The organism is Providencia alcalifaciens (assembly GCF_915403165.1).
In the GTDB taxonomy this organism is placed as follows: Bacteria; Pseudomonadota; Gammaproteobacteria; order Enterobacterales; family Enterobacteriaceae; genus Providencia; species Providencia alcalifaciens_C.
The window spans coordinates 217,989-238,965 of record NZ_OU659204.1; the positions used below are offsets into that span (position 1 = coordinate 217,989).

General features: G+C 48.1%; 20 protein-coding genes. 4 read left to right on the plus strand and 16 right to left on the minus strand.

Going from position 1 to position 20,977, the window contains the following annotated elements; genetic code table 11:
- Window positions 1-2 precede the first annotated feature (2 nt).
- Together LDO73_RS00940 and LDO73_RS00945 are read right to left on the minus strand one after the other, a co-directional pair.
- Entirely contained in the window at window positions 3-869 is an 867-nt protein-coding gene (locus tag LDO73_RS00940; RefSeq protein ID WP_224059793.1) for an alpha/beta hydrolase, read from the minus strand.
- A 69-nt stretch (window positions 870-938) separates the two neighbouring features.
- Window positions 939-2,990 carry a TonB-dependent receptor domain-containing protein gene (locus tag LDO73_RS00945; RefSeq protein WP_224059794.1) on the minus strand — a complete coding sequence of 684 codons (2,052 nt, stop codon included), beginning with the start codon at window positions 2,988-2,990 and terminating at the stop codon, window positions 939-941.
- A gap of 477 nt (window positions 2,991-3,467) precedes the next feature.
- On the opposite strand from LDO73_RS00945, the gene emrA reads away from it, so the two are divergent.
- Both emrA and LDO73_RS00955 read left to right on the plus strand, forming a co-directional pair.
- Window positions 3,468-4,640 (plus strand): multidrug efflux MFS transporter periplasmic adaptor subunit EmrA, encoded by a 1,173-nt coding sequence (gene emrA, locus LDO73_RS00950; RefSeq protein ID WP_224059795.1) that lies wholly within the window; start codon window positions 3,468-3,470, stop codon window positions 4,638-4,640.
- A 4-nt stretch (window positions 4,641-4,644) separates the two neighbouring features.
- Window positions 4,645-6,174 (plus strand): DHA2 family efflux MFS transporter permease subunit, encoded by a 1,530-nt coding sequence (locus tag LDO73_RS00955; RefSeq protein WP_224059796.1) that lies wholly within the window; start codon window positions 4,645-4,647, stop codon window positions 6,172-6,174.
- 98 nt (window positions 6,175-6,272) lie between these two features.
- Here the strand turns inward: LDO73_RS00955 and paaY are convergent, their stop codons facing one another.
- From paaY to paaA, 13 genes are all read right to left on the minus strand, one after another.
- A complete protein-coding gene (gene paaY, locus LDO73_RS00960; protein ID WP_224059797.1) occupies window positions 6,273-6,866 on the minus strand; it encodes a phenylacetic acid degradation protein PaaY in 594 nt (197 codons plus the stop codon).
- 22 nt (window positions 6,867-6,888) lie between these two features.
- The gene (gene paaX, locus LDO73_RS00965) at window positions 6,889-7,830 is read right to left on the minus strand and encodes a phenylacetic acid degradation operon negative regulatory protein PaaX (RefSeq protein WP_224059798.1); all 942 of its coding nucleotides are present in this window, start codon (window positions 7,828-7,830) and stop codon (window positions 6,889-6,891) included.
- A 153-nt stretch (window positions 7,831-7,983) separates the two neighbouring features.
- On the minus strand, window positions 7,984-9,297 hold the full coding sequence (paaK, locus tag LDO73_RS00970) for a phenylacetate--CoA ligase PaaK (protein WP_224059799.1): 1,314 nt from the start codon (window positions 9,295-9,297) through the stop codon (window positions 7,984-7,986).
- A gap of 68 nt (window positions 9,298-9,365) precedes the next feature.
- Complete coding sequence (pcaF, locus tag LDO73_RS00975) at window positions 9,366-10,568, minus strand: 3-oxoadipyl-CoA thiolase (protein WP_224059800.1); 1,203 nt, start codon at window positions 10,566-10,568, stop codon at window positions 9,366-9,368.
- Entirely contained in the window at window positions 10,565-11,041 is a 477-nt protein-coding gene (gene paaI, locus LDO73_RS00980) for a hydroxyphenylacetyl-CoA thioesterase PaaI (RefSeq protein WP_423810864.1), read from the minus strand. The genes pcaF and paaI overlap by 4 nt, the downstream gene beginning before the upstream one ends.
- Window positions 11,038-12,606 carry a 3-hydroxyacyl-CoA dehydrogenase gene (locus LDO73_RS00985; RefSeq protein ID WP_224059801.1) on the minus strand — a complete coding sequence of 523 codons (1,569 nt, stop codon included), beginning with the start codon at window positions 12,604-12,606 and terminating at the stop codon, window positions 11,038-11,040. Before LDO73_RS00985 ends, paaI begins: the two co-directional genes overlap by 4 nt.
- 2 nt (window positions 12,607-12,608) lie before the next feature.
- A complete protein-coding gene (paaG, locus tag LDO73_RS00990; protein WP_224059802.1) occupies window positions 12,609-13,418 on the minus strand; it encodes a 2-(1,2-epoxy-1,2-dihydrophenyl)acetyl-CoA isomerase PaaG in 810 nt (269 codons plus the stop codon).
- 2 nt (window positions 13,419-13,420) lie between these two features.
- The gene (gene paaF / locus LDO73_RS00995) at window positions 13,421-14,194 is read right to left on the minus strand and encodes a 2,3-dehydroadipyl-CoA hydratase PaaF (protein ID WP_224059803.1); all 774 of its coding nucleotides are present in this window, start codon (window positions 14,192-14,194) and stop codon (window positions 13,421-13,423) included.
- A gap of 9 nt (window positions 14,195-14,203) precedes the next feature.
- A complete protein-coding gene (gene paaE, locus LDO73_RS01000) occupies window positions 14,204-15,259 on the minus strand; it encodes a 1,2-phenylacetyl-CoA epoxidase subunit PaaE (protein ID WP_224059804.1) in 1,056 nt (351 codons plus the stop codon).
- A gap of 10 nt (window positions 15,260-15,269) precedes the next feature.
- Complete coding sequence (gene paaD / locus LDO73_RS01005) at window positions 15,270-15,770, minus strand: 1,2-phenylacetyl-CoA epoxidase subunit PaaD (protein WP_132496866.1); 501 nt, start codon at window positions 15,768-15,770, stop codon at window positions 15,270-15,272.
- A 5-nt stretch (window positions 15,771-15,775) separates the two neighbouring features.
- Complete coding sequence (paaC, locus tag LDO73_RS01010; protein ID WP_224059805.1) at window positions 15,776-16,534, minus strand: 1,2-phenylacetyl-CoA epoxidase subunit PaaC; 759 nt, start codon at window positions 16,532-16,534, stop codon at window positions 15,776-15,778.
- Window positions 16,535-16,544: 10 nt separating this feature from the next.
- Entirely contained in the window at window positions 16,545-16,832 is a 288-nt protein-coding gene (paaB, locus tag LDO73_RS01015; RefSeq protein WP_036948387.1) for a 1,2-phenylacetyl-CoA epoxidase subunit PaaB, read from the minus strand.
- Between the two features lie 20 nt (window positions 16,833-16,852).
- Window positions 16,853-17,791: a 1,2-phenylacetyl-CoA epoxidase subunit PaaA gene (gene paaA / locus LDO73_RS01020; RefSeq protein WP_224059806.1), complete on the minus strand. Its 939-nt coding sequence runs from the start codon at window positions 17,789-17,791 to the stop codon at window positions 16,853-16,855.
- A gap of 326 nt (window positions 17,792-18,117) precedes the next feature.
- On the opposite strand from paaA, the gene paaZ reads away from it, so the two are divergent.
- Together paaZ and LDO73_RS01030 are read left to right on the plus strand one after the other, a co-directional pair.
- Complete coding sequence (gene paaZ, locus LDO73_RS01025) at window positions 18,118-20,178, plus strand: phenylacetic acid degradation bifunctional protein PaaZ (RefSeq protein ID WP_224059807.1); 2,061 nt, start codon at window positions 18,118-18,120, stop codon at window positions 20,176-20,178.
- Window positions 20,179-20,295: 117 nt separating this feature from the next.
- Complete coding sequence (locus LDO73_RS01030; RefSeq protein WP_006663118.1) at window positions 20,296-20,538, plus strand: type II toxin-antitoxin system ParD family antitoxin; 243 nt, start codon at window positions 20,296-20,298, stop codon at window positions 20,536-20,538.
- A gap of 103 nt (window positions 20,539-20,641) precedes the next feature.
- On the opposite strand, the gene LDO73_RS01035 is transcribed toward LDO73_RS01030, so the two are convergent.
- Complete coding sequence (locus tag LDO73_RS01035; protein ID WP_154602233.1) at window positions 20,642-20,953, minus strand: monooxygenase; 312 nt, start codon at window positions 20,951-20,953, stop codon at window positions 20,642-20,644.
- Between the last annotated feature and the right edge of the window lie 24 nt (window positions 20,954-20,977).

Sequence of the window (20,977 nt, forward strand, 5' to 3'; positions counted from 1 at the left end):
TTTTATGGCTCGAATGTTGCGATTTCCAACGCTTTTTTGATGGCATCAGGAATGACGCTACCGTGAGTTTTGCCCGCAAATAAGGTGAAATCACAAACCCGTTGAGGGCTGTTTATGGCTTCACACACTTCACGGGGGGAAATCCAACTTTTTCGCGTTTGATAATTCTGCTTCTGCTCATCGGTTAAACGGCTTAAATCTGGCGTCTCTTCTAACTCACCGAGGGTGATATCTAGTGGTGAGGCTTTCGACGGGCGCGTTAACTTATCTAAATTCACCATTTTCCCTTCTCCCCACCATAATGACGGGCTTGCCGCGACAAAATGCTGGAAATCCGCAGGGTGGTCTTGGTACGCCATCAGGGTAAATAAGCCGCCAAAAGAGTGCCCAAATAGCGTTTCGCGTTGGGTATCTATCGGGAATTGCTGCTCAGCCCATGGGCGAATGGTGAAGGTGAGAAACTGGTACAGAGATTGTGCACCGCCACCGTGTTGGAATGCGTCGCCAGCAACTTTCGGTGTGTAGTCGTATGTGCGTTCTTTCTTGGGAAATGCCTCAGGGCTGGGATAGCCGATACCAATAATGATTGGTAATTTATCGGGGGAAAATTGCTGAGCAGCCTGATTGACCGCGAGCGGGTACAGGCCATTCCCATCTAACATAAACAGCACGGGGCGCTTTCCTGAAATATGCTGAGGAACGGCGCTGTAGATGCGTAGCTCGCGCTGGCCATTGCGCATATCATGGTGCTGCACCGTGTATACGTCCGCCACACGGGCATCGAATTCGGGAATATTCGGGTTGGGGCGCGCCCAAGTATTATTTGCGATACACATCAATAGGCTCGCCATAAACAGTTTTTTTATCATTGGGATTGCCATCGAACTAAAAAGAATTAGCGGGTAATCAGCGATAAGCATCATACCCGCAATCGGGGATTAGAATGTCACGTTGACATTCGCCCAGTAACGGCGACCGTCTTCAACATCCCAGTTACCGTATTTTTTTTCAATGCTAGATGCTTTCTCATTACCAATATTCAATACCGCAAGGTTTAATTTGGTGTTTTTGAATAGTTGATAGGTTGCTCCTACGTCCATGGTGGTATAGGCGCTACGGTAACGAGGATATTTTGAACCATTACGTTGGGCAGCCCACACTTGCTCGCCTTCATAATGCGCTCGGGTGTATAAGTTGAGGTCTGGGCTATATTGCCAATCTAACTTCGCATTCGCTAAGTGCTTCGGCGTTTTATCCAGTGGATAGCCTTTGAGGGAAGTTCCGTTACCTAATTTTTCGTCATTACTTTTACGTTCTGAATCGGTATAGGTGTAATTTAAGCTGAGTTTCCAGTCTTGAGCGATAGGGATACCTGTTGCCACTTCTACCCCTTTAATATTGGCTTCACCGACGTTGTCATAAGTATAAAGCGTGAGATTAGAATGAGCAGGGTCAGACTTATTAAGTGAATAGCTAGTAAGTTTGTTTTTAAAGTCGGTATTGAAAAGTGTTAGGCTAGCGTTGAATCCAGATTCATGGTCATAAGCTATCCCAATTTCTTCACTGAGGCTTTTCTCTGGTTTGAGGTCAGGGTTACCATAGATAATACCGTTTCCTCCTTCAGTCGATGTACCATAGCCTTTACTAACTTCACGCAATGTTGGTGCGCGAAATGCTTGTGATACCCCGCCTTTAATAGTGATTTCATCGGTTAGATGGTAAATCGCGTAGCCGCGTGGGTTCCAGTGGTTACCATAAGTTTCATGGTGATCCAGTCGTAGCCCACCAGTCAGAATCAAATTCTCTGTTGCTGTAAATTCATCTTCAATAAAGAGCGCAGATTGATCAACGCTCATCTGTGTTTTCACCATCGTATCTTTTGCGACAAGAGAACTATCCTTTAATTTTGAGTGCTGGAATTGTCCACCAACAGTAAGGATATTATCCGGTAGAAACGCAACGACCTTTCCATCAACGACAGTGTTTGTAATTTCTGGAGTACGAGCTTCGTAATGATATTCATTAAGCTTTGTTGTTGGGTTCTTGATTTCTGTTTTAGTTTTTCTTTTCGTACTTTCTTGATACACACTTAATTCAGTATGGAATAAGTCCCACTCACCTTTATAAGTCAGTGCAGCATGGTTTCGGTTATTATAAATTTCCGTTTTTTTATTGAATTGTTTAGATGACCCACGCATTTCATATTCAGCGAGAGATTTACCTGGATTTTCTTCTCTCTTTTGTGTTGTTCTACCTGCTTCAAGTAAGAAAGTTTGGTTTTCCATCGGCGTAAAAGTTAATTTAGCGGTTAAGCTTTTATTATCTTTTTTGTAATGACCATCTGTAATTTCATCTTCTTTACGGTAATCCCCGCCGCCATACAGTTGCAGACCTAATTTATCTTTGATAAGCGGGCCAGACAGGTAGAAGTTACCGTCCATGGAATCGCCGCTTTCGCTATTTTCTTGAATGATAGCGCCGGTGGTCACGCTGCCGTGCCATTCATTGGTGACTTTTTTGGTGATGATGTTAATCACTCCGCCCATGGCATCAGAGCCATACAGGGAGGACATTGGGCCACGGATCACTTCGATGCGCTCGATAGCTTCAACCGGCGGCATAAAGCCCGCTTCAAAGCCACCGCTACCATTTGGGCGAGATTCACGGCTATTTTGGCGGCGACCATCCACCAGAATTAGGGTGTATTCGCCAGATAGCCCGCGAATATTAATATCTTGTTTATTGGCGCTGCCGACGACGCTGACACCTTCAACATCTTTGACCGCATCGGCTAAGTCACGAACAGGTTTATTTTGTAGCTGCTCGGCGGTGATGACGGTAACACTGGCAGGGGCATCGCGTAATTGCTGGGAATAACCCGATGCCGTAACAATCATTTTGTCTGAATTTTCTTCTGCTGTGGCGCTAAATGAAGCCAACGCTGCGCAAACTCCCGCAGCGATTAAAGAGTAGTGATAGTGCGTTTTCATGTTTTTCCCTAGCAAAACTAAATGATAATGATAATCATAATGTTTGCGAATACTAACACCGATACAGATAGAAAATAAATAATTAGCGAGTTATTTTTTGAGCAAAGTTTGATCACGGTTAACATTTTGTGCGAGGGAACGAGAGTGAGTAAAAAACCGTACAAAAGGTAGGTAATAGGCTGAAAAACGAGAGAGTGACTATTTTGAAATGAAAGAAATAAATGCCAATTGTTATTTAACTATTCGAAACTATCTTATTTAGAATGTTTTTTATTATCTTTTAAATAATCCCATCTTTTTTTGATTGCATTTGATTATTCTAATTTAAAAACAAGATTGAATATTGATTTAAAACAGAAAATAAAAATTAAAATGGATATTTAGTTAATATAAAACAGTTGGCTATTGCATTATCACGGTGAGTTCGTAAAGATAGGTTTATTGCTAAAATAAAGTCTATTTCCCTTGAGAGTTATTATGGAACAACCGATAAATTCAACTGAAGAACATCAAAAAACGAAACAAGAAAATAAAAGAACACTGTGGATGATCATCGCCACGGTTATTATTGTTTTGTTATTTGTCGCCTATGGCGTGTATTGGTTTTTGGTTCTGCGTTTTCAAGAATATACCGATGATGCCTATGTGTCGGGCTTGCAGATTCCTATCGTTGCGCAAACCACCGGAAATGTCACCCAAGTGAATTTTGAAAATACTGACTTGGTTAAAGCCGGTGATGTGCTGGTGGTGTTGGATAAAACCAATGCGCAACTGGCTTATGAACAGGCAAAGCATGATTTAGCGTCTACAGTGCGCAAAACCAAAGAGTTGTATATCAATGGGGATCAGTACCAAGCTCAAATCCAACAAAATCGAGTTTCGCTTGCGCAAGCGCAAAAAGATTATCAACGCCGTGCAGCATTAGGTCGCAGTGGGACGATTTCAAAAGAGGATTTACAGCACTCTCAAGAAGCGGTGCAATTGGCGCAAGCAGCGCTGGATATTTCGATTCAACAATATAATGCCAACCGTGCGTTATTGCGTAATACGGCGTTGAAAAACCAGCCAGCGGTACAACAAGCGGCGGATAGCGTGCGCAGTGCGTGGATCAATCTACAGCGGACAGAAATCAAAAGCCCGATGACGGGGTATGTCTCTCGCCGTAATGTGCAAGTGGGTTCTCAAGTGAGTTCGCAAAGTTCGTTAATGGCGATTGTGCCGGTTCAGCCAGTGTGGGTCGATGCTAACTTTAAAGAGACGCAACTTGAAAATGTGCGTATCGGTCAGCCGGTCACGATTAACAGTGATTTTTATGGTAGCAATGTGAGTTACAAAGGCACCGTGGTGGGGCTGGATATGGGGACGGGAAGTGCGTTCTCATTGCTGCCTGCTCAAAATGCTACGGGGAACTGGATCAAAGTGGTGCAGCGCCTGCCAGTTCGCGTGGAGTTAGACCCAGAGCAAGTCGCGAAATACCCGCTGCGTATCGGTTTATCCATGAATGTGACTATCGATATTAAAGACCAAAATGGCCCTGTGTTGTCGGAAGTTCAACGCACAATTCCCGCGTTTGAAAGTGATGTTTTGGTGCTGAAGTTAAACGATGTGGATCTGGTGATCGACACCATTATCAGCGATAACGCGGATTAGTCCCATGGCTGATATTCAACCGCTAAAAGGGTCAAAACTCGTCTGGGCGACCATCGCCCTGTCTCTGGCGACATTTATGCAGGTGTTGGACTCCACGATTGCCAACGTGGCTATCCCAACGATTGCCGGAAACTTGGGTGTTTCGGTTTCCCAAGGGACGTGGGTAATTACCTCTTTCGGGGTGTCGAACGCTATCTCCATCGCAATTTCAGGCTATCTGGCAAAACGTTTTGGCGAAATAAAAGTCTTCTTGTGGGCGACGGCACTGTTCACGCTTTTTTCATTACTGTGTGGTTTTTCCGACAGTCTTGGCATGTTGATTTTGTTCCGTGTGTTGCAAGGAGCGGTTGCTGGACCTGTTATCCCGCTGTCACAAAGTCTCATCATGCGCTGTTATCCACCGAAAATGCAGAATATGGCGTTGGCATTTTGGTCAATGACCATTATTTTAGCTCCTGTTTTTGGCCCTATTTTCGGCGGCTATATCAGCGATAACTTCCATTGGAGCTGGATCTTCTTTATGAATATCCCGCTGGGGATCTTCGTGATCATTGTTGGTTCGATCATCCTCAAGGGAATGGAATCGACAGTGGTTAAAGTACCATTCAATGTGATCGGTTTAGCGTTGCTATCTGTCGGTGTGGGCTGTTTGCAGGTATTGTTGGATAAAGGGAAAGAGCTCGGTTGGTTAGCGTCCAATGAGATTGTGATCCTTGCCGTGATTTCTGCGATTGCGCTGGTCTTTATGGTTATCTGGGAGCTGACCTCCAAAAACCCGATAGTGGAATTGTCGCTGTTTAAGTCACGGAATTTTACTATCGGGACGATTTCCGTGAGTTTGGCGTATATGGCGTATTTTGGGGCGATCGTTCTCTTGCCGCAGCTACTGCAAGAAGTATACGGCTATACCGCAACATGGGCAGGGTTAGCACTCGCGCCAATAGGCCTTTTACCAGTATTGTTCTCAGCACCTGTCGCGAAGCTCTCTGACTTTTTAGACATTCGCTGGATAGTCACCTTTAGCTTCGTGTTTTATGCCATTTGCTTCTTCTGGCGCGCCTATACTTTTGAGCCATCCATGGGGTTCGATGCAGTTGTCTGGCCGCAGTTAGTGCAGGGGATGGCGGTAGCCTGTTTCTTTATGCCGTTGACCACCTTAACGCTGTCGGGGCTGCCTCCTGAAAAATTAGCCTCGGCTTCCAGTTTGGCGAACTTTTTCCGTACGTTGGCGGGCTCAATTGGGACATCGATTACCACCACGCTGTGGAGCGATCGGGAGGCTGTGCATCATAGCCAATTGACGGAGTTTATTACGGATTACAATCCAGAATCCCTCGATATGTACCAAGGGATGGCGGCGCATGGCATGACCACGGAGCAAACCTCCGGCTTTATTGCTCAGCAGATCACCAGCCAAGGGCTGATTATCGCGGCGAATGAGATTTTCTGGTTATGTGGCTGGGTGTTTATTGCGTTGATTGTGACGGTGTGGTTTGCGAAGCCGCCGTTTGGCAGTAAGGCCAATAAATCATAAATACGGCGAGCCATAGACGGTGATAAGGGCGCGTGAGTCATTGGCACGCGCTTTTTTACGGCTTAATTTTTACGCAATGGTTTTTACAGAATGGCTTTTTACAGCCTAGACTTGGGAATAATATCGTCAAAAGCCAGTTTCGGGCGGTTAGGCTCTTCCTCCGCCAGCGGTGTCACTTCTTGGAATGTATTGAGGCAGCGGGTCACTAAGGTTTGATAATCCAGTGTGCCCTTGCTTTTCCATTCAATCTCTTGCTCTGATAGGCTACGCAGTACTTTGGCAGGTGTTCCGATAATCAAACTGTTATCGGGAAATTGTGCATCCGCTTTGATAAATGCACAAGCGCCGACAATCGAGTTTTCGCCCACTACCGCGCCATCCATCACCACGCTGTTCATGCCTATCAGTGCATTACGTTTAATATGGCAGCCATGCAAAATAGCGCCGTGACCGATATGTCCATCTTCCTCAATAATGGTATCGAATTGCGGAAAACCGTGCATCACGCAGTTATCCTGCACATTCGCCCCATCTTTAATAATGAGTCGCCCAAAATCCCCACGTAAACTGGCATTAGGTCCAATATAAACGCGCTTACCAATCACCACATCGCCAATGATCACGGCGGTAGGGTGAACAAAACTTTCAGGGCTGACGACAGGGGTAATACCGTCAATTTGATAAAATGGCATAAAGGTTCCTTTAGCAAAATGATTATGCGGCTGCTAGTTCCCGAAGAATGCCGCCAAAACGTCGATAATAGGCACTGGAGGGTTGTGGAAGTTCCCCAACGGTGGTTTCGCATAAGTCGGTGACATACTGGGTGGCACCTTGGTCGATACGCTGGTAAATATTGGTGCATAAATGGCGCGCAATATGCCCTTCCCACTGTGCAGGCAGTAGTTCATCGGGGAGTAAAGGGTCTTTTAAGATAACGCGGCGATAAAAATGGATCAGTAATAGGCGCAGCTGGAAGCATAATTCAGGGGAAACGGTCTGTTCACCATGCTCTTTTAGCAATAACGCTACAGGGCGGAATAAATTGATAAATTGATGATAATACTCTGAAATTTCAGGAAGTGACCAAGCATCGAACACCAATTCTTTTAATTTTTTCTCAGAGCGATTAAAGGGATAGTTGGCACGGAAGTAAATCACTTGGTCAGCGGCGTTTAATTCTCCCAGTAAGGCGGGAATATCGCTTTGTGTCCGGCTTGGCGCTGCCATCAAGCCGCTATTAAATTGCCCAAACCCGAGCCAACCAAACTCTTTTTTAAGGCGAATTTTTTCGTCTTTATCCGCGCTTTCCAGCAGCAGTAAATCCCATGTTCCATCCCATTCAGGTTGTTCACTGAGGTAAATTTTGCTTTCCGCTCGGCGAAAGCGGTTTTGCCCACGTTCTGAAATGCGGTAATAGCTGCGGCGGCCCATTTTTTCGACATCCAGCCAGTTTTCTTTTTGCAGACGAAACACGGAGGTGCGCACAAAGCGGTCGGAAAAACCCATTGGCTCAAGCAATTTGGTGAGGCTGCCTAGCCAAACCTCGCCTCCGCGGTGGTGCAGGGCATCTCCATATAGGGAGCTGATAAGCGACGTTCCGCTGATAGGTTGGCTCTCGATGGCGTAGTGTATAAATTGGCTGAGTTTGGTTTCCATTATGCTTTTATCCCTAAAATTTATGTATCAGGTGCTTGGCAAATCTTAGACAAAAACTAGACGATTGTCTTGTTTTCATACCAAAGAGTGTGAGCATTGTGAGGAAACCTACTGAGAGGTGTATTCATCATAAATACACCTCACTCTCGGAGATTAAATGGCAATTCGTGTATCAATCACGCGTTGGGCTTTACCTTGTGAGCGGGGGATATCCCCACAATTGACGATGCTCACTCGGGTGCTTATTCCCACCATGGATTTAATACGGTGTTTGAGGTTGTGGCAGATATTACAGCGTTCATCAAAAGTCAGTTGTTCAGGGTGTTTGAGTTCAACACGAACAGAGAGGTTATCCATGTTGCCTTTGCGCCCGATTTCCAGTTGGTAATGTGGCGATAACTCTTTGAATTGCATGATTTGCTCTTCAATTTGAGACGGAAAAACGTTCACGCCACGGATAATCATCATGTCATCGGAGCGCCCTGTGATTTTGCCGATACTGCGCATCTGGCGGTTTCCACCGGATTTTAGGTGAGTAAGGTCACGGGTTCGATAGCGGATCACTGGCATGGCTTCTTTTGTAAGGGTAGTGAACACTAACTCACCATGCTCCCCATGACCGAGGGTTTTTAGGCTATTTGGGCAGATAATTTCAGGGTAAAAATGGTCTTCCCAGATAGTTGGGCCGCTTTCGTCGGAGTCTGCACACTCCATGGCAACGCCGGGTCCCATCACTTCTGACAAGCCGTAAATATCTAATGCTTTGATCCCTAAGCGAGTTTCAATTTCGGTTCTGAGGGATTCTGTCCACGGTTCTGCCCCAAAGACACCAATTCGTAGTGAGCACTTACTAGCATCTCCGCCCATGATTTTTTCAAGCTCGTCGATGATACTCAGGCAGTAAGATGGTGTCACCATGATGATATCGGGCTTAAAATCGACAATCAGCTGCGCTTGTTTCTCGGTTTGACCGCCGGACATGGGAATCACCGCCGCACCAAGGCGTTCAGCCCCATAGTGCGCCCCGAGTCCGCCAGTAAATAGCCCGTAGCCGTAGGCAACGTGGACTTTGTCCCCACGGGTGGCACCCGCAGAGCGTAGGCTACGAGCGATTAAATCTGCCCAGTTATCAATATCTTGTTGGGTATAACCGACCACAGTAGGGCGTCCTGTCGTACCGGAAGAGGCGTGAATACGGATAATTTGATCCATTGGCACGGCAAAGGTGTCGAATGGGTAGTTTTCACGTAAATCTTGCTTAGTGGTATAGGGAAATTTTTCGATGTCACTAAGCTGTTTAAAATCGTCAGGGTGTACGCCCGCAGCATCGAATTTTTTGCGGTACATTGGCACATTTTCGTATGCGTGAGTGAGTGTCCACTTCATTCGCGAGAATTGCAGTGCCTCGATTTCATCGCGGGAAGCAAACTCGATCGGGTCGATATTATCGTGTTGTGTCATGCTCATAATTGCCAATCCTTATTATTATTGATACTTGCCTGAGCAGGTGTTGGGGAGTCAGGCAGTTTTGTTATTCAGACTCGTTCAATAATCATTGCAATACCTTGACCCACACCGATGCACATGGTGCATAACCCGTAGCGACCTTGCTTGCGGTGCAGTTCATTCATGGCGGAAATCACCAAGCGAGACCCACTCATACCCAGCGGGTGCCCTAAGGAGATAGCCCCACCATTGGGGTTAACCTGCGGGGCGTCATCTGGCAGACCTAAGCCCCGTAATACAGCCAGCGCTTGAGCGGCAAAAGCTTCATTCAGCTCAATCACATCCATTTGTTCGATAGTCAGCCCTGCCATTTTCAATACTTTTTGAGTGGCAGGCAGAGGGCCGATTCCCATTAAACGCGGCTCGACACCACAGGTGGCTGTCGCAATCACTCGCGCTCGTGGGGTTAACCCTTGCTGCTTGGCAACCGCTTCGGAGGCGATAATCAAGGCGGCGGCACCATCATTGACCCCAGAAGCATTGCCTGCGGTGACGCTGCCATTTTCACGAAACGGTGTTTTCAGTTTTTGCAGCTGTTCATGCGTGGTTTCAGGACGCGGGTGCTCATCTTCCGTGACTTGCTGCTGCACTTTGCGCAATTTCACGGTGACGGGCACAATCTCTTCGGCAAAGATGCCCTTAAGGCGAGCAGCCTCGGTGCGTTGTTGGCTACGCAGGGCAAAAGCATCTTGGTCTTCGCGGCTGATATTGTAAGTGTGTGCTACGTTTTCCGCGGTTTCTGGCATGGAGTCCGTGGAGAATTGCTGCTCCATTAATGGGTTGATAAACCGCCAGCCAATGGTGGTATCAAAAATTTGCGCTTGGCGAGAAAACGCAGAGTCTTGTTTTCCCATCACAAACGGTGCGCGGCTCATGGATTCCACACCACCAGCAATCATCAATCCCGATTCCCCTGCTTTGATGCTGCGAGCGGCAAGGGCGATGGCATCTAAGCCAGAGCCACACAGGCGATTGATGGTGGTGCCAGATATTGAAATCGGCAAGCCAGACAGTAGCCCTGCCATTCGCGCGACGTTGCGGTTATCTTCCCCCGCTTGGTTGGCGCAACCGAGGATAATGTCATCGGTCAGCGTCCAGTCCAGTTGCGGGTTGCGTGCCATCAATGCCTTAAGGGTGACCGCAGAAAGGTCATCGGGACGCAGTGAGGATAATGCGCCGCCATAGCGACCAATCGGGGTGCGAATACCATCGCAAATATAGGCGTCATTCATGAGGCTTCTCCAACTAAACGGTGACCTAAACGGTGGGAACGACCTTGAAACAGCGCCAGTGGCTTGCCGTCTTGGTTGATAATCTCGACTTCATACAGCCCGCTGCGTTTACCTTGGTGCTGCATTTTGGCGGTGGCGGTCAGTACATCCCCCTCAAAACCGGGGCGCAGAAAATCGATAGAGCACATAGAGGCGACGGCGGCATAACCTTGGCTGTTGCAGGCATACGCAAACGCGGTATCTGCCAGACTAAACAACTGCCCGCCGTGGCAGGTTTTGTGCCCGTTCAGCATGTTGGGCGTAATCACCATGGTGAGTTGCGCATAGCCTTCGGCCACATCTTCAATCACCATGCCCATGGCTTTGGCGCAAGTGTCATCGCGGTACATGGCATGTGCCGCTTGCTGAGCGAGAGTGATGTTGGGCAGTGAGTCAATATTGGGCTGTGAATTAATGTCGCGCAGTGAATTCATGGCAATGCCTCCAATGAGAGTGATTGAAAACCGGCGGCAAGCTGGCGTAGTAATGGGTTGGGGCGATAACGCGTGTCCCCATAGAAATTGGTTAAATGTTCAAGGGTGTGCAAAATATGTGACCAACCGATTTGAGCGCCCCATGCTAATGGCCCTTTCGGGTAATTCACGCCAAAACGCATCGCCAGATCAGTATCTTGGGCGCTTGCGACACCTTTATTCACCACATCCAACGCTTCATTGCACAGCATGGCAACGGTTCGCAGGGTTAACAGCCCAGGGTAGTCCGGCAGCACAATCACTTGCTTGCCGAGGGATTGAAAAAAGGCAATCGCATCTTGGTTTTGCTGGTGGCTATTTTGTACTGCACAACTGATAGCGATAGTGGTTGCCGCAACGTAGTTGGCGGATAAATCAAATTGCACCACGGGTTGCTCAAGTTTTTGCGCAAGGGTGGATGTCATTTCACCATTTGTTAACATAATAATAACTCCGTTAACAACCAGTGAAGGTGACTGGCGCGTTTTTTGTTCAGCTTCTTCGAGGCAGATCCCGTTTTGCTGTAAGAGTTGCTTAAGTTCAGGAAATATTTGCCAATTTCCATAAGCTTTGATATCGAGCTGGCGAGACTGCTCTACGACAGGCGCGACATCGACCTGAGATGCGAGTTTATTATGATCATTATGATTATCGGTGGCGTAATCATAAAATCCACGACCTGATTTACGTCCTAAGTGTCCCGCTTGCACTAGCGCCAATTGCGCAAATGCGGTTTGGAAACGCGGGTCATAGCCAAATGCTTGAAACATGGATTCTGTCACGGCGTAATTAACGTCATGCCCGATTAAATCCGTCAGTTGCAAAGGCCCCATGGAAAAGCCCCCAGCATCACGCATCACACTGTCTAATGTGGCGGGGTTGCCCACTAGCTCTTCCAGTGCGCGTAAGGTTTCCGCATAGAAAGGCCTTGCTACGCGATTAACAATAAAGCCCGGAGTGGAGCGGCAAATCACCGGAATTTTATTGAATGTCAGTGTTAGCGTTTTTAGGGTTTTAACCACGTTCTCTGCGGTTTCGAGTCCACGGATCACTTCCACCAGTTTCATCACGGGGGCAGGGTTAAAAAAGTGCAATCCGGCCATACGTTCAGGGTGTTTAAGTACGCTAGCAATCGCCGTGATAGATAATGACGAGGTGTTGCTGGCAAAAATCGTGCTTTCGCGACAAATGCCTTCAAGTTCACTGAAAATAGCCTGCTTAATGGCGAGTTTCTCTGCCACCGCTTCAATCACTAAATCGGCGTCAGCAAGGGCGGCTAGGCTGTCGGCGACATGGAGACGAGCAAGGGTTTCTTCCGTACTTTTGGCGTCGGCTTTTCCTTGCTCAACGCGTTTGCGTAAACGGGTGGTGAGCGCCGCTAAAGATTGCTGCAACACTTGGGCGTTCACATCAAAAAGTTGCACTTGTAGACCCGCACTGGCAGCGACTTGCGCAATTCCGATACCCATGGTGCCCGCACCAATAACCGCAACATTTTGTATCGAGAGGCTCAGTGAAGTATTCATAGTTATTTTCCTTGAAACGTCGGTTCGCGTTTATTTAAAAACGCATCGACACCTTCGCGGTAATCGTAGCTGCGGCCCGCTAAACGCTGTAAATCTCGCTCTAAATTGAGCTGCTCATCAAGGGTGTTAATCGCAGCGCTATGAATGGCTTTTTTAATCAGCCCCAACCCATAAGTCGGTTGAGTCGCAAGGTGCTTCGCAAGGTTGTTGACGGTGGTGGCGAGTTGGTCATTTTCTGTGACTTGCCAAATCATGCCCCACTGTAATGCTTGCTCCGCACTGATTTTATCCCCAAGCATCGCCATACCCATGGCACGGGCACGACCGACTAATTGTGGTAAAAACCAGCTTCCACCAGAGTCAGGCACCAGCCCAAGGCGGCAAAATGATTGAATAAAACTGGCGCTTTTAGCCGCGATAACAATATCCCCCGCAAGGGCTATCGCCGCTCCCGCGCCTGCGGCAACACCGTTTACGGCACAAATAATCGGTTTGGGTAAGGCGACTAAACGGCGGATCAGCGGGTTGTAGTAAGTTTCAACAGAAAAGCCCAGATCAGGGGCTTCAGATCCGACAGCGACATTACGATCGTTAAGATCTTGCCCCGCACAGAATCCACGACCTGCACCGGTGATCACTAAGCAGCGGACGGTTTCGTCTTGTTCGGCGATTTTAAGGGCTGCGCTCAGCTGGCGATGCATTTCATCGTTAAAGCTATTTAGGCGGTCAGGGCGGTTTAAGGTAATCGTGAGCACCCCATTTTCCAGTGTTGTAAGGATCATCTCTTCGGTGATCTCGGTGTCATTTATCATGATTAGCGTCCTGTAAATTGGGGGGATCGTTTTTCGAAAAAGGCGGCGATCCCCTCTTGGCGATCGTCAGTACCCGCAAGGCTGACAAAATACTGGCGTTCCAGTTTTAAGCCTTCGGTTAGGTGTGTTTCTTGGGCGCTCACTAGCGCAGCTTTGGCGGCACTCACGGCTAAAGGCGCATGCCCTGCAATACGCTGGGCGATAGCTTGAGCCCGTTCAAGAGTAAGTGCGTCTACGCACACTTCGCTGACTAATCCGGCTTGTTTGGCTTGCTCAGCGCTGATGGTTTCTCCGGTAAGTACCATCTGCATTGCAAGGGATTTACCCACGGCACGAATAAGACGCTGGGTGCCACCTGCGCCGGGGATCAGCCCAAGGGTAATTTCCGGTAGACCAAAGCGAGCGGATTCCCCCGCAATAATGATGTCGCTGGCAAGCAGCAATTCGAACCCCGCGCCTAATGCGTAGCCATTGGCGGCACAAATAATCGGCTTGCTGATTTGCGCAAAGCGACGCCAAACTTGTGGACGTTTATCCGTGATAGCGTTGGCAATGGTTTGCTGCTGAAGCTCTTTAAGATCAGCTCCTGCGGCAAAGAAACGTGGGTTGCCCGTGATAACGATAGCGCCGATATTGTCGTCAGTTTGCGCATGTTCGAGATGCTTAACCAGTAATTCAAGGCACGGCGTACTCAGTGCGTTGCGCACATCGGGGCGATTAAGCGTCAGTGTCAGAACGCGGTGATGTTGTTGAGATAAAATCCAATTATTTTCCATTGCTCATCCCTACACATCAAAGTCCAATACCACGCCATCCCCTTTTGGCCATGCTTGGCAACTGAGGATATAACCGGCGGCAATTTGGTCAGGTTCAAGACTGTAGTTCACGCCCATTTCAACTTCCCCCGAGCGCAACTTACATTTGCAGGTGGCGCAAACACCGCCTTTACAGGCATAAGGTAGGTCAGCACCTTGGCGCAGTGCGGCATCAAGGATGCTGTCATCTTGCCCATCCATATTGATATTTAGGGTGCGCCCATCTAACTGAAGGGTAACTTGGCGGCTTTCGCTGGTGGCAATGGTCGGTTTGAATTTCGCGCCCGAGGTATTAAAGCGCTCGGTGTGTACGCGCTCTTGGGCCATGCCGTGATGAATTAAGGTTTCTTGAACCTCATCCATCATGGATTCTGGACCGCAAATGAAAGCGCGGTCGAATTGGCTAAAATTGAGCAGGGATTTTCCTAATGCGCTAAGTTGCTTGGCATCAATACGCCCACTGAGCAATGCGCTTTCTTGCGGCTCTTGGCTAAACAGATACAGCACTTGAAAACGGGTGGCAAAGCGGTTTTTTAAGTCAGCAATGGCTTCTTTGAACATCACTGAGCGGCTATTGCGATTACCGTAAATCAGCACAAAGCGGCTATTTGGCTCGGTTTGCAACGTGGCTTTAATGATGGATAACAGCGGGGTAATGCCGGAGCCTGCGGCCACAGCTAAATAGTGCCCTTGCTGCTGGCTATCGGGCTGGTAGCCAAATTGCCCTTGGGGGATCATCACTTCTAGGTTATCCCCAACATTCAGTTGTTGGTTGATAAAATTAGAAAATCGCCCTTCGTAGATAGCCTTGACGCCAATTTTTAGGCCGTTTTCATCGGGGGCGCTACAAATGGAGTAGCAGCGACGAAGACTTTCGCCATTAATTGCGGCTTTCAGGGTCAAATGTTGACCCGGACGGTAACGATACTGCGCTTGCAGCGATTCAGGAATATGAAAGGTGACCGCCACGGCATCAGGTGTGTCACGGTCAATCGCGGCAATACTTAAACGGTGAAAGACAGTCATGAGTGTGCCCTTAAATACATTTAAAGTAATCAAACGGTTCTAAGCATTCATTACAGCGATACAGCGCTTTGCAGGCGGTAGATCCAAACTCGCTAATTTTTTCCGTCTGTTCGCTGTCACAACGCGGGCAACAAATTGCCCCAGTATGTTCAGGATGCTCACAGGCGGTGCCTTGCGGGGGCGCAATGCCAAATTCACGTAAGCGCCTTTTGGCATCTTGGTTCATCCAGTCCGTAGTCCATGCGGGGGTTAATACCACTTCCACATCCACAGGCGAAAAACCGGCGCTATCGAGAACTGTTTTGATTTCATTGATTAAAAACTCAGTGGCGGGGCAGCCTGAATAGGTTGGGGTAAACCCAATTTGCCAGCCTTGTTCGGTCGGCTTCACATGGCGCACCATACCGAGATCAGTAATAGACAGAGCCGGCAATTCAGGGTCAGGGATCTGCTGAAGCTGCTGCCAGATCTGATGAATATCGGGGGATTGAAGTTGCATTCTCTGTTCCATCACTATCACCACTGGCTGTTGGGGTAAGCGCGTTGCACAAATTGCAGCTGCGTGAGAATTAAACCGAGGTGCTCAGTGTGGCTGCCTTGTTTGCCGCCTAATCGATAAGCCGCTTGCTCAGGTAGGCTGAGAGTGGCTTCTTCAAAGGTTTCGTTCACGGTTTGCAGCCAAACATCGCGCAGCGTACGCGGGTCAACGGCAATGCCTGCCTCGCTTAACGTAATTTCAATTTCATCGGCATGGAACAATTCACCGGTAAAGCGCCATAAGCGGTTAATAGATTGCTGAAGTTTTTGCTGGCTCAGTGGGTTGCCATCCCCTAAGCGGATCATCCAACCACGGCTGAAACGCAGGTGGTATAAGGCTTCTTTGAGGGATTTTTCGGCAATGGCGGCGAGCTGAGGATCACGGCTTTGAGTCAGTGCACTGTACAGCGGTACATGGTAGGCATCGATAAAAAACTGGCGTACGAGGGTATCGTTGAAGCCATCATTTGGTTGCTCAACAAGCAGCAAATTGCTGAATTCACGCTCATCACGCAGGTAAGCCAGCTTGTCTTCGTTGTAACCCGCGCCTTTGAGTTGTGCGGCGTAGCTGAGGAAATTGCGCGCTTGTCCCAGTAAGTCTAAGCCGATGTTGGACAGCGCAAGGTCAATTTCGATTTCAGGGGCGTGACCACACCACTCACACAGGCGCTGTGCCAGGATTAGTGGGGTGTCTCCGAGGCGTAAAACATAATGTTGGAGCTGCTGTTTTTCGGTCATTTTAAGCCCCTTACATGTTTTTGATGCCATCAGGGATGGTGTAAAAGGTCGGGTGGCGGTAAACCTTGCTATCCGCAGGGTCAAAAAATTGATCTTTTTCATCCGGTTGAGACGCGACCAAATGGGCGGCTTTGACGACCCAAATAGAGCAACCCTCGCTACGGCGAGTGTAGGCATCGCGAGCATTTTCCAGCGCCATTTGGTCATCGGCGGCGTGCAAACTTCCCACATGGCGATGCGCTAAACCTTGTTTACTGCGAACAAACACTTCATACAGTGGCCAATCTTGATTATTCATCGTCTTTTCCTTCTTGATGGCTAAGCCGCGGATTTAATGGCTTTTTGTTTTTGACTGTGAGCCATTGCACCTTCGCGCACCCAAGCTCCTTCTTCCCAACCTTTACGTTTCGCATCAAGGCGTTCTTGGTTGCAGATCCCTTGCCCTTTAATCACTTGGTAGAACTCTTCCCAGTCAATCTCTCCAAAGCGGTAGTGACCTAGCGCATCATCCCAGTACAGGTCAGGGTCGGGGATGGTCATGCCGAGGGCTTCCACCTGCGGCACGGTGTTATCCACAAATTTCTGGCGCAGCTCGTCATTACTGAAGCGCTTGATTTTCCACGCCATGCTTTGAGCGCTATGGGGGGAGTCAGAATCATTCGGGCCAAACATCATTAATACTGGCCACCAAAAGCGGTTGATAGAGTCTTGCAGCATGGCTTTTTGTTCGTTAGTGCCTTCAGCCAGTACCATGACGGCTTCATAGCCTTGGCGTTGGTGAAAACTCTCCTCTTTGCAGATTTTCACCATCGCACGGGCGTAAGGCCCATAAGAGGCGCGGCACAGCGCCACTTGGTTGACAATCGCAGCGCCATCAACCAGCCAGCCAATCACGCCCACATCTGCCCAATTGAGCGTCGGATAGTTGAAAATGGAGGAGTATTTCATCTTTTCGTCGAGCATCTTTTGGTAGATGTCTTGGCGAGTGCACCCCAAGGTTTCTGCGGCGCTGTAGAGGTATAAACCGTGTCCTGCTTCATCTTGAATTTTTGCCAGCAGAACAGCTTTACGGCGTAGGGTTGGGGCGCGAGTGAGCCAGTTGGCTTCCGGCAGCATTCCAATCACTTCTGAATGGGCGTGTTGCCCAATCTGGCGAATGAGATTTTGTCTGTAGGCATCGGGCATCCAATCTTTGGGCTCGATGGCGATGTCGGCTTCGATTTTGGCATCGAAGTGGATTTGATTTTGCTCGCTCATTGTTATTTCCCATTAAAGTGATTCATAAAAATTAAGTTAATGTAAAAACATGGAACACATTTATTTAACATTAATGCTAGGAATAGTTAACAATAAGATCAATGCTGTTTGTAGGGTTTTTGCGATTCACTTCACAAGTAATTAAATTATTATGATAAAAATCAATATGATAAAAACATCATTTTTTGTATGGTTCTTGCCTTAAATACTCAAATCAACCCTGTTTGTGTTTTGTTTGTTAAATTTTGATTGGCATCTATGATTGTTTATGTGATACATATTTAACATCTAAAGCTGGTTTATTGTCGTTTTTCTGGAGATGGAACATGCAATATTTAACAAGTTACATTATGGGGAAGTGGGCAACGGGAGCAGGGGAAGGTCGTCCGATTTTTCATGCGCTAACCAATGAAGCACTCTATGCCGTGACCTCTGAAGGACTGCCGTTAGCGCAAAGCTTGCAGTATGGGCGTGATGTAGGTGGTAATGCGCTAGGGAAATTAACGTTTCAACAGCGTGGAGAGATGCTCAAAGCGGTTGCGAGATATTTGCTTGCCCATAAAGAGGCGTTATATGCCATTTCTGCCCAGACAGGCGGCACTAAATCAGACAGTTGGGTAGATATCGAAGGGGGAATCGGCACCCTATTTTCCTATGCGGGGCTGGCAAGCCGTGAGCTGCCGGATGATACCGTGTGGTCAGAAGACGAGATGATCCCGCTATCAAAACAGGGGCAGTTTGTGGCCCGCCATATTTTAACGTCTCGCCGTGGCGTGGCTTTGCATATCAATGCGTTCAACTTTCCGTGCTGGGGCATGCTAGAAAAACTAGCGCCAACGTGGCTTGCGGGGATGCCTGCCATCATCAAACCCGCCACCGCATCTGCGCAACTGACTCACGCAATGGTGAAGTTGATGATGGAGAGCGGGTTAGTTCCCGAAGGGGCGATTCAATTAATTTGTGGCGGTGTTGGGGATATGTTCGACCACTTAGATTTCGAAGATGTGGTGACCTTTACAGGCTCAGCAGGAACCGGACAAAAACTCAAATCTCACCCGCGTATCAATCAAAAATCCGTGCCTTTTACCATGGAAGCAGACTCATTGAACTGCGCCATTTTAGGTTCAGACGTTCAGCCTGAACAACCTGAATTTGCGCTGTTTATCAAAGAAGTGGTTAATGAAATGACGACGAAGGCAGGGCAAAAATGTACTGCAATCCGCCGGATTATCGTCCCTAAAACTCAGTTGGAAAATGTGAAAAATGCCCTACTAAAACGCATCTCGAATGTCATGGTGGGCGACCCAGCCGCGGAAGGGGTTCGAATGGGCGCATTGATTAACCTTGAACAGCGCCAAGACGTGCAGGACAAAGTGAATTATCTGCTCGCCAATGGCTGTGAACGTCTGTGCGGTGGTAGTTTTACCAATATGCAGGTGGTGGGTGGCGATAGCGAAAAAGGGGCATTTTTCCCGCCGACATTGCTGTACTGTGCCGAGCCATTTGAGCATCAAGCGGTACATGAAACCGAAGCGTTTGGTCCCGTGGCGACATTAATGAGCTATGACGGGCTAGAGCAAGCGGTGCAATTGGCGGCGCTGGGGGGCGGAAGTTTAGTTGGCTCGCTGGTGACCGCCGATAGCCAAGTGGCGCAGACGGTGATCCGCGCAACAGCTCGGGCGCATGGGCGGATGTTTATTCTGGATGAAGCGGCATCGAAAGAGTCCACAGGGCACGGTTCACCTTTGCCAATGTTGGTACATGGTGGACCGGGGCGTGCTGGGGGCGGTGAAGAGCTGGGCGGCTTGCGAGCCGTAAAACATTATATGCAGCGCACGGCACTTCAAGGCAGCCCATCCATGTTGACTGCGATTAGTAAACAGTGGATGCGCGGCGCTGAGGCTATTGCCGATGTGGTGCACCCGTTCCGTAAATATTTCGAAGAGTTAGTGATTGGCGATACGTTACTGACCGCGAGGCGCACGGTGACTGAAGCAGATATTGTGAATTTTGCCTGTCTCAGCGGGGATAATTTCTATGTGCATGTGGATAAACTCGGCGCTGAGCAATCCATGTTTGGTGAGCGCATCGCCCACGGTTATTTTGTGGTATCGGCAGCAGCAGGGCTGTTTGTGGATGCGGGAGTCGGGCCTGTTATTGCTAACTATGGGATGGAAAACTTAAGGTTTATCGAGCCAGTAAAAATTGGCGATACCATCCAAGTGCGCTTAACGTGCAAGAAAAAAATCAAAAAAGCCCAGAAAAAAGCCGAAGATAAGCCAAATGGGGTTATCGAGTGGGATGTCCAAGTGTTTAATCAGCACAATGATATCGTGGCGCTGTACAGTATTTTAACGCTGGTGGAGCGTCGCCACGGGGATTTTTGATGTAGTGTTAGAGGGCGAGAGGGAAAATGCCCTCTCAGTTTTCGCTGGCTGGAAGCAATAGAAATTCATTGCTATAGTTGTATGACTGAGTAATACAATTCGATGGTAGGTGAGTTTATGGCGAGAGTAACAAGTGTGACATTGGGGGAGCACTTCAACCGTTTTATTGGCGATATGATCCAGTCTGGCCGTTATGGCAATACATCAGAAGTGATAAGGGACGCATTGCGCATGATGGAAGAGAGAGAACAACGGCTTGAATATGTGAGAAAAATGGTATTGGATGGACTGAATTCACCTGAGAGTGAAAGCAGTATGGATGACATTTTTGCCAGAGCGGAAAAGGATTTAAATGTATAAAATTTCTCGCGTTATTCATCAATCTGTGGATGTCGATGAATTGGATTTCACTGAGTAAATTTTAACAGGATAAGAGAAGGCAAAAATGCCCTCTCCATTAAAACTATTTTTGAATAAATTGAGCTTGGTTAAGCTGGCTGAGTGCGGTATTTACACTAAAAATTTGCCCGCTCACTTCAGGTACACCAAAGGATTTGAGTCGCGCACTGTGCATTTCGAGATACGCTTGTGCATCGGCTTGGTTAGCAAATAAATAAATGCCGCCCGCCCGTTGGGTTTGTTGGTTTTCAGTCCAAATCTTCCAAATAAACCCCGGTTCTTGGTTAATGGATTGTGCTAATCCTTCCATTGCCGCCGCCATCTCTTCACCCCATGGGCCTTGGTATGGGAAATCAACCTGTAAAATCACCTGCATTATTGCCTCCTATTGTTGTTTAAC

What these genes read in the sequence shown, in the direction of transcription:
- LDO73_RS00940 (WP_224059793.1), bottom strand. Translation starts at nt 869, where the DNA reads ATGATAAAAAAACTGTTTATGGCGAGCCTATTGATGTGTATCGCAAAT.
- LDO73_RS00945 (WP_224059794.1), bottom strand. Translation starts at nt 2,990, where the DNA reads ATGAAAACGCACTATCACTACTCTTTAATCGCTGCGGGAGTTTGCGCA.
- emrA (WP_224059795.1), top strand. Translation starts at nt 3,468, where the DNA reads ATGGAACAACCGATAAATTCAACTGAAGAACATCAAAAAACGAAACAA.
- LDO73_RS00955 (WP_224059796.1), top strand. Translation starts at nt 4,645, where the DNA reads ATGGCTGATATTCAACCGCTAAAAGGGTCAAAACTCGTCTGGGCGACC.
- paaY (WP_224059797.1), bottom strand. Translation starts at nt 6,866, where the DNA reads ATGCCATTTTATCAAATTGACGGTATTACCCCTGTCGTCAGCCCTGAA.
- paaX (WP_224059798.1), bottom strand. Translation starts at nt 7,830, where the DNA reads ATGGAAACCAAACTCAGCCAATTTATACACTACGCCATCGAGAGCCAA.
- paaK (WP_224059799.1), bottom strand. Translation starts at nt 9,297, where the DNA reads ATGAGCATGACACAACACGATAATATCGACCCGATCGAGTTTGCTTCC.
- pcaF (WP_224059800.1), bottom strand. Translation starts at nt 10,568, where the DNA reads ATGAATGACGCCTATATTTGCGATGGTATTCGCACCCCGATTGGTCGC.
- paaI (WP_423810864.1), bottom strand. Translation starts at nt 11,041, where the DNA reads ATGAATTCACTGCGCGACATTAATTCACAGCCCAATATTGACTCACTG.
- LDO73_RS00985 (WP_224059801.1), bottom strand. Translation starts at nt 12,606, where the DNA reads ATGAATACTTCACTGAGCCTCTCGATACAAAATGTTGCGGTTATTGGT.
- paaG (WP_224059802.1), bottom strand. Translation starts at nt 13,418, where the DNA reads ATGATAAATGACACCGAGATCACCGAAGAGATGATCCTTACAACACTG.
- paaF (WP_224059803.1), bottom strand. Translation starts at nt 14,194, where the DNA reads ATGGAAAATAATTGGATTTTATCTCAACAACATCACCGCGTTCTGACA.
- paaE (WP_224059804.1), bottom strand. Translation starts at nt 15,259, where the DNA reads ATGACTGTCTTTCACCGTTTAAGTATTGCCGCGATTGACCGTGACACA.
- paaD (WP_132496866.1), bottom strand. Translation starts at nt 15,770, where the DNA reads ATGGAACAGAGAATGCAACTTCAATCCCCCGATATTCATCAGATCTGG.
- paaC (WP_224059805.1), bottom strand. Translation starts at nt 16,534, where the DNA reads ATGACCGAAAAACAGCAGCTCCAACATTATGTTTTACGCCTCGGAGAC.
- paaB (WP_036948387.1), bottom strand. Translation starts at nt 16,832, where the DNA reads ATGAATAATCAAGATTGGCCACTGTATGAAGTGTTTGTTCGCAGTAAA.
- paaA (WP_224059806.1), bottom strand. Translation starts at nt 17,791, where the DNA reads ATGAGCGAGCAAAATCAAATCCACTTCGATGCCAAAATCGAAGCCGAC.
- paaZ (WP_224059807.1), top strand. Translation starts at nt 18,118, where the DNA reads ATGCAATATTTAACAAGTTACATTATGGGGAAGTGGGCAACGGGAGCA.
- LDO73_RS01030 (WP_006663118.1), top strand. Translation starts at nt 20,296, where the DNA reads ATGGCGAGAGTAACAAGTGTGACATTGGGGGAGCACTTCAACCGTTTT.
- LDO73_RS01035 (WP_154602233.1), bottom strand. Translation starts at nt 20,953, where the DNA reads ATGCAGGTGATTTTACAGGTTGATTTCCCATACCAAGGCCCATGGGGT.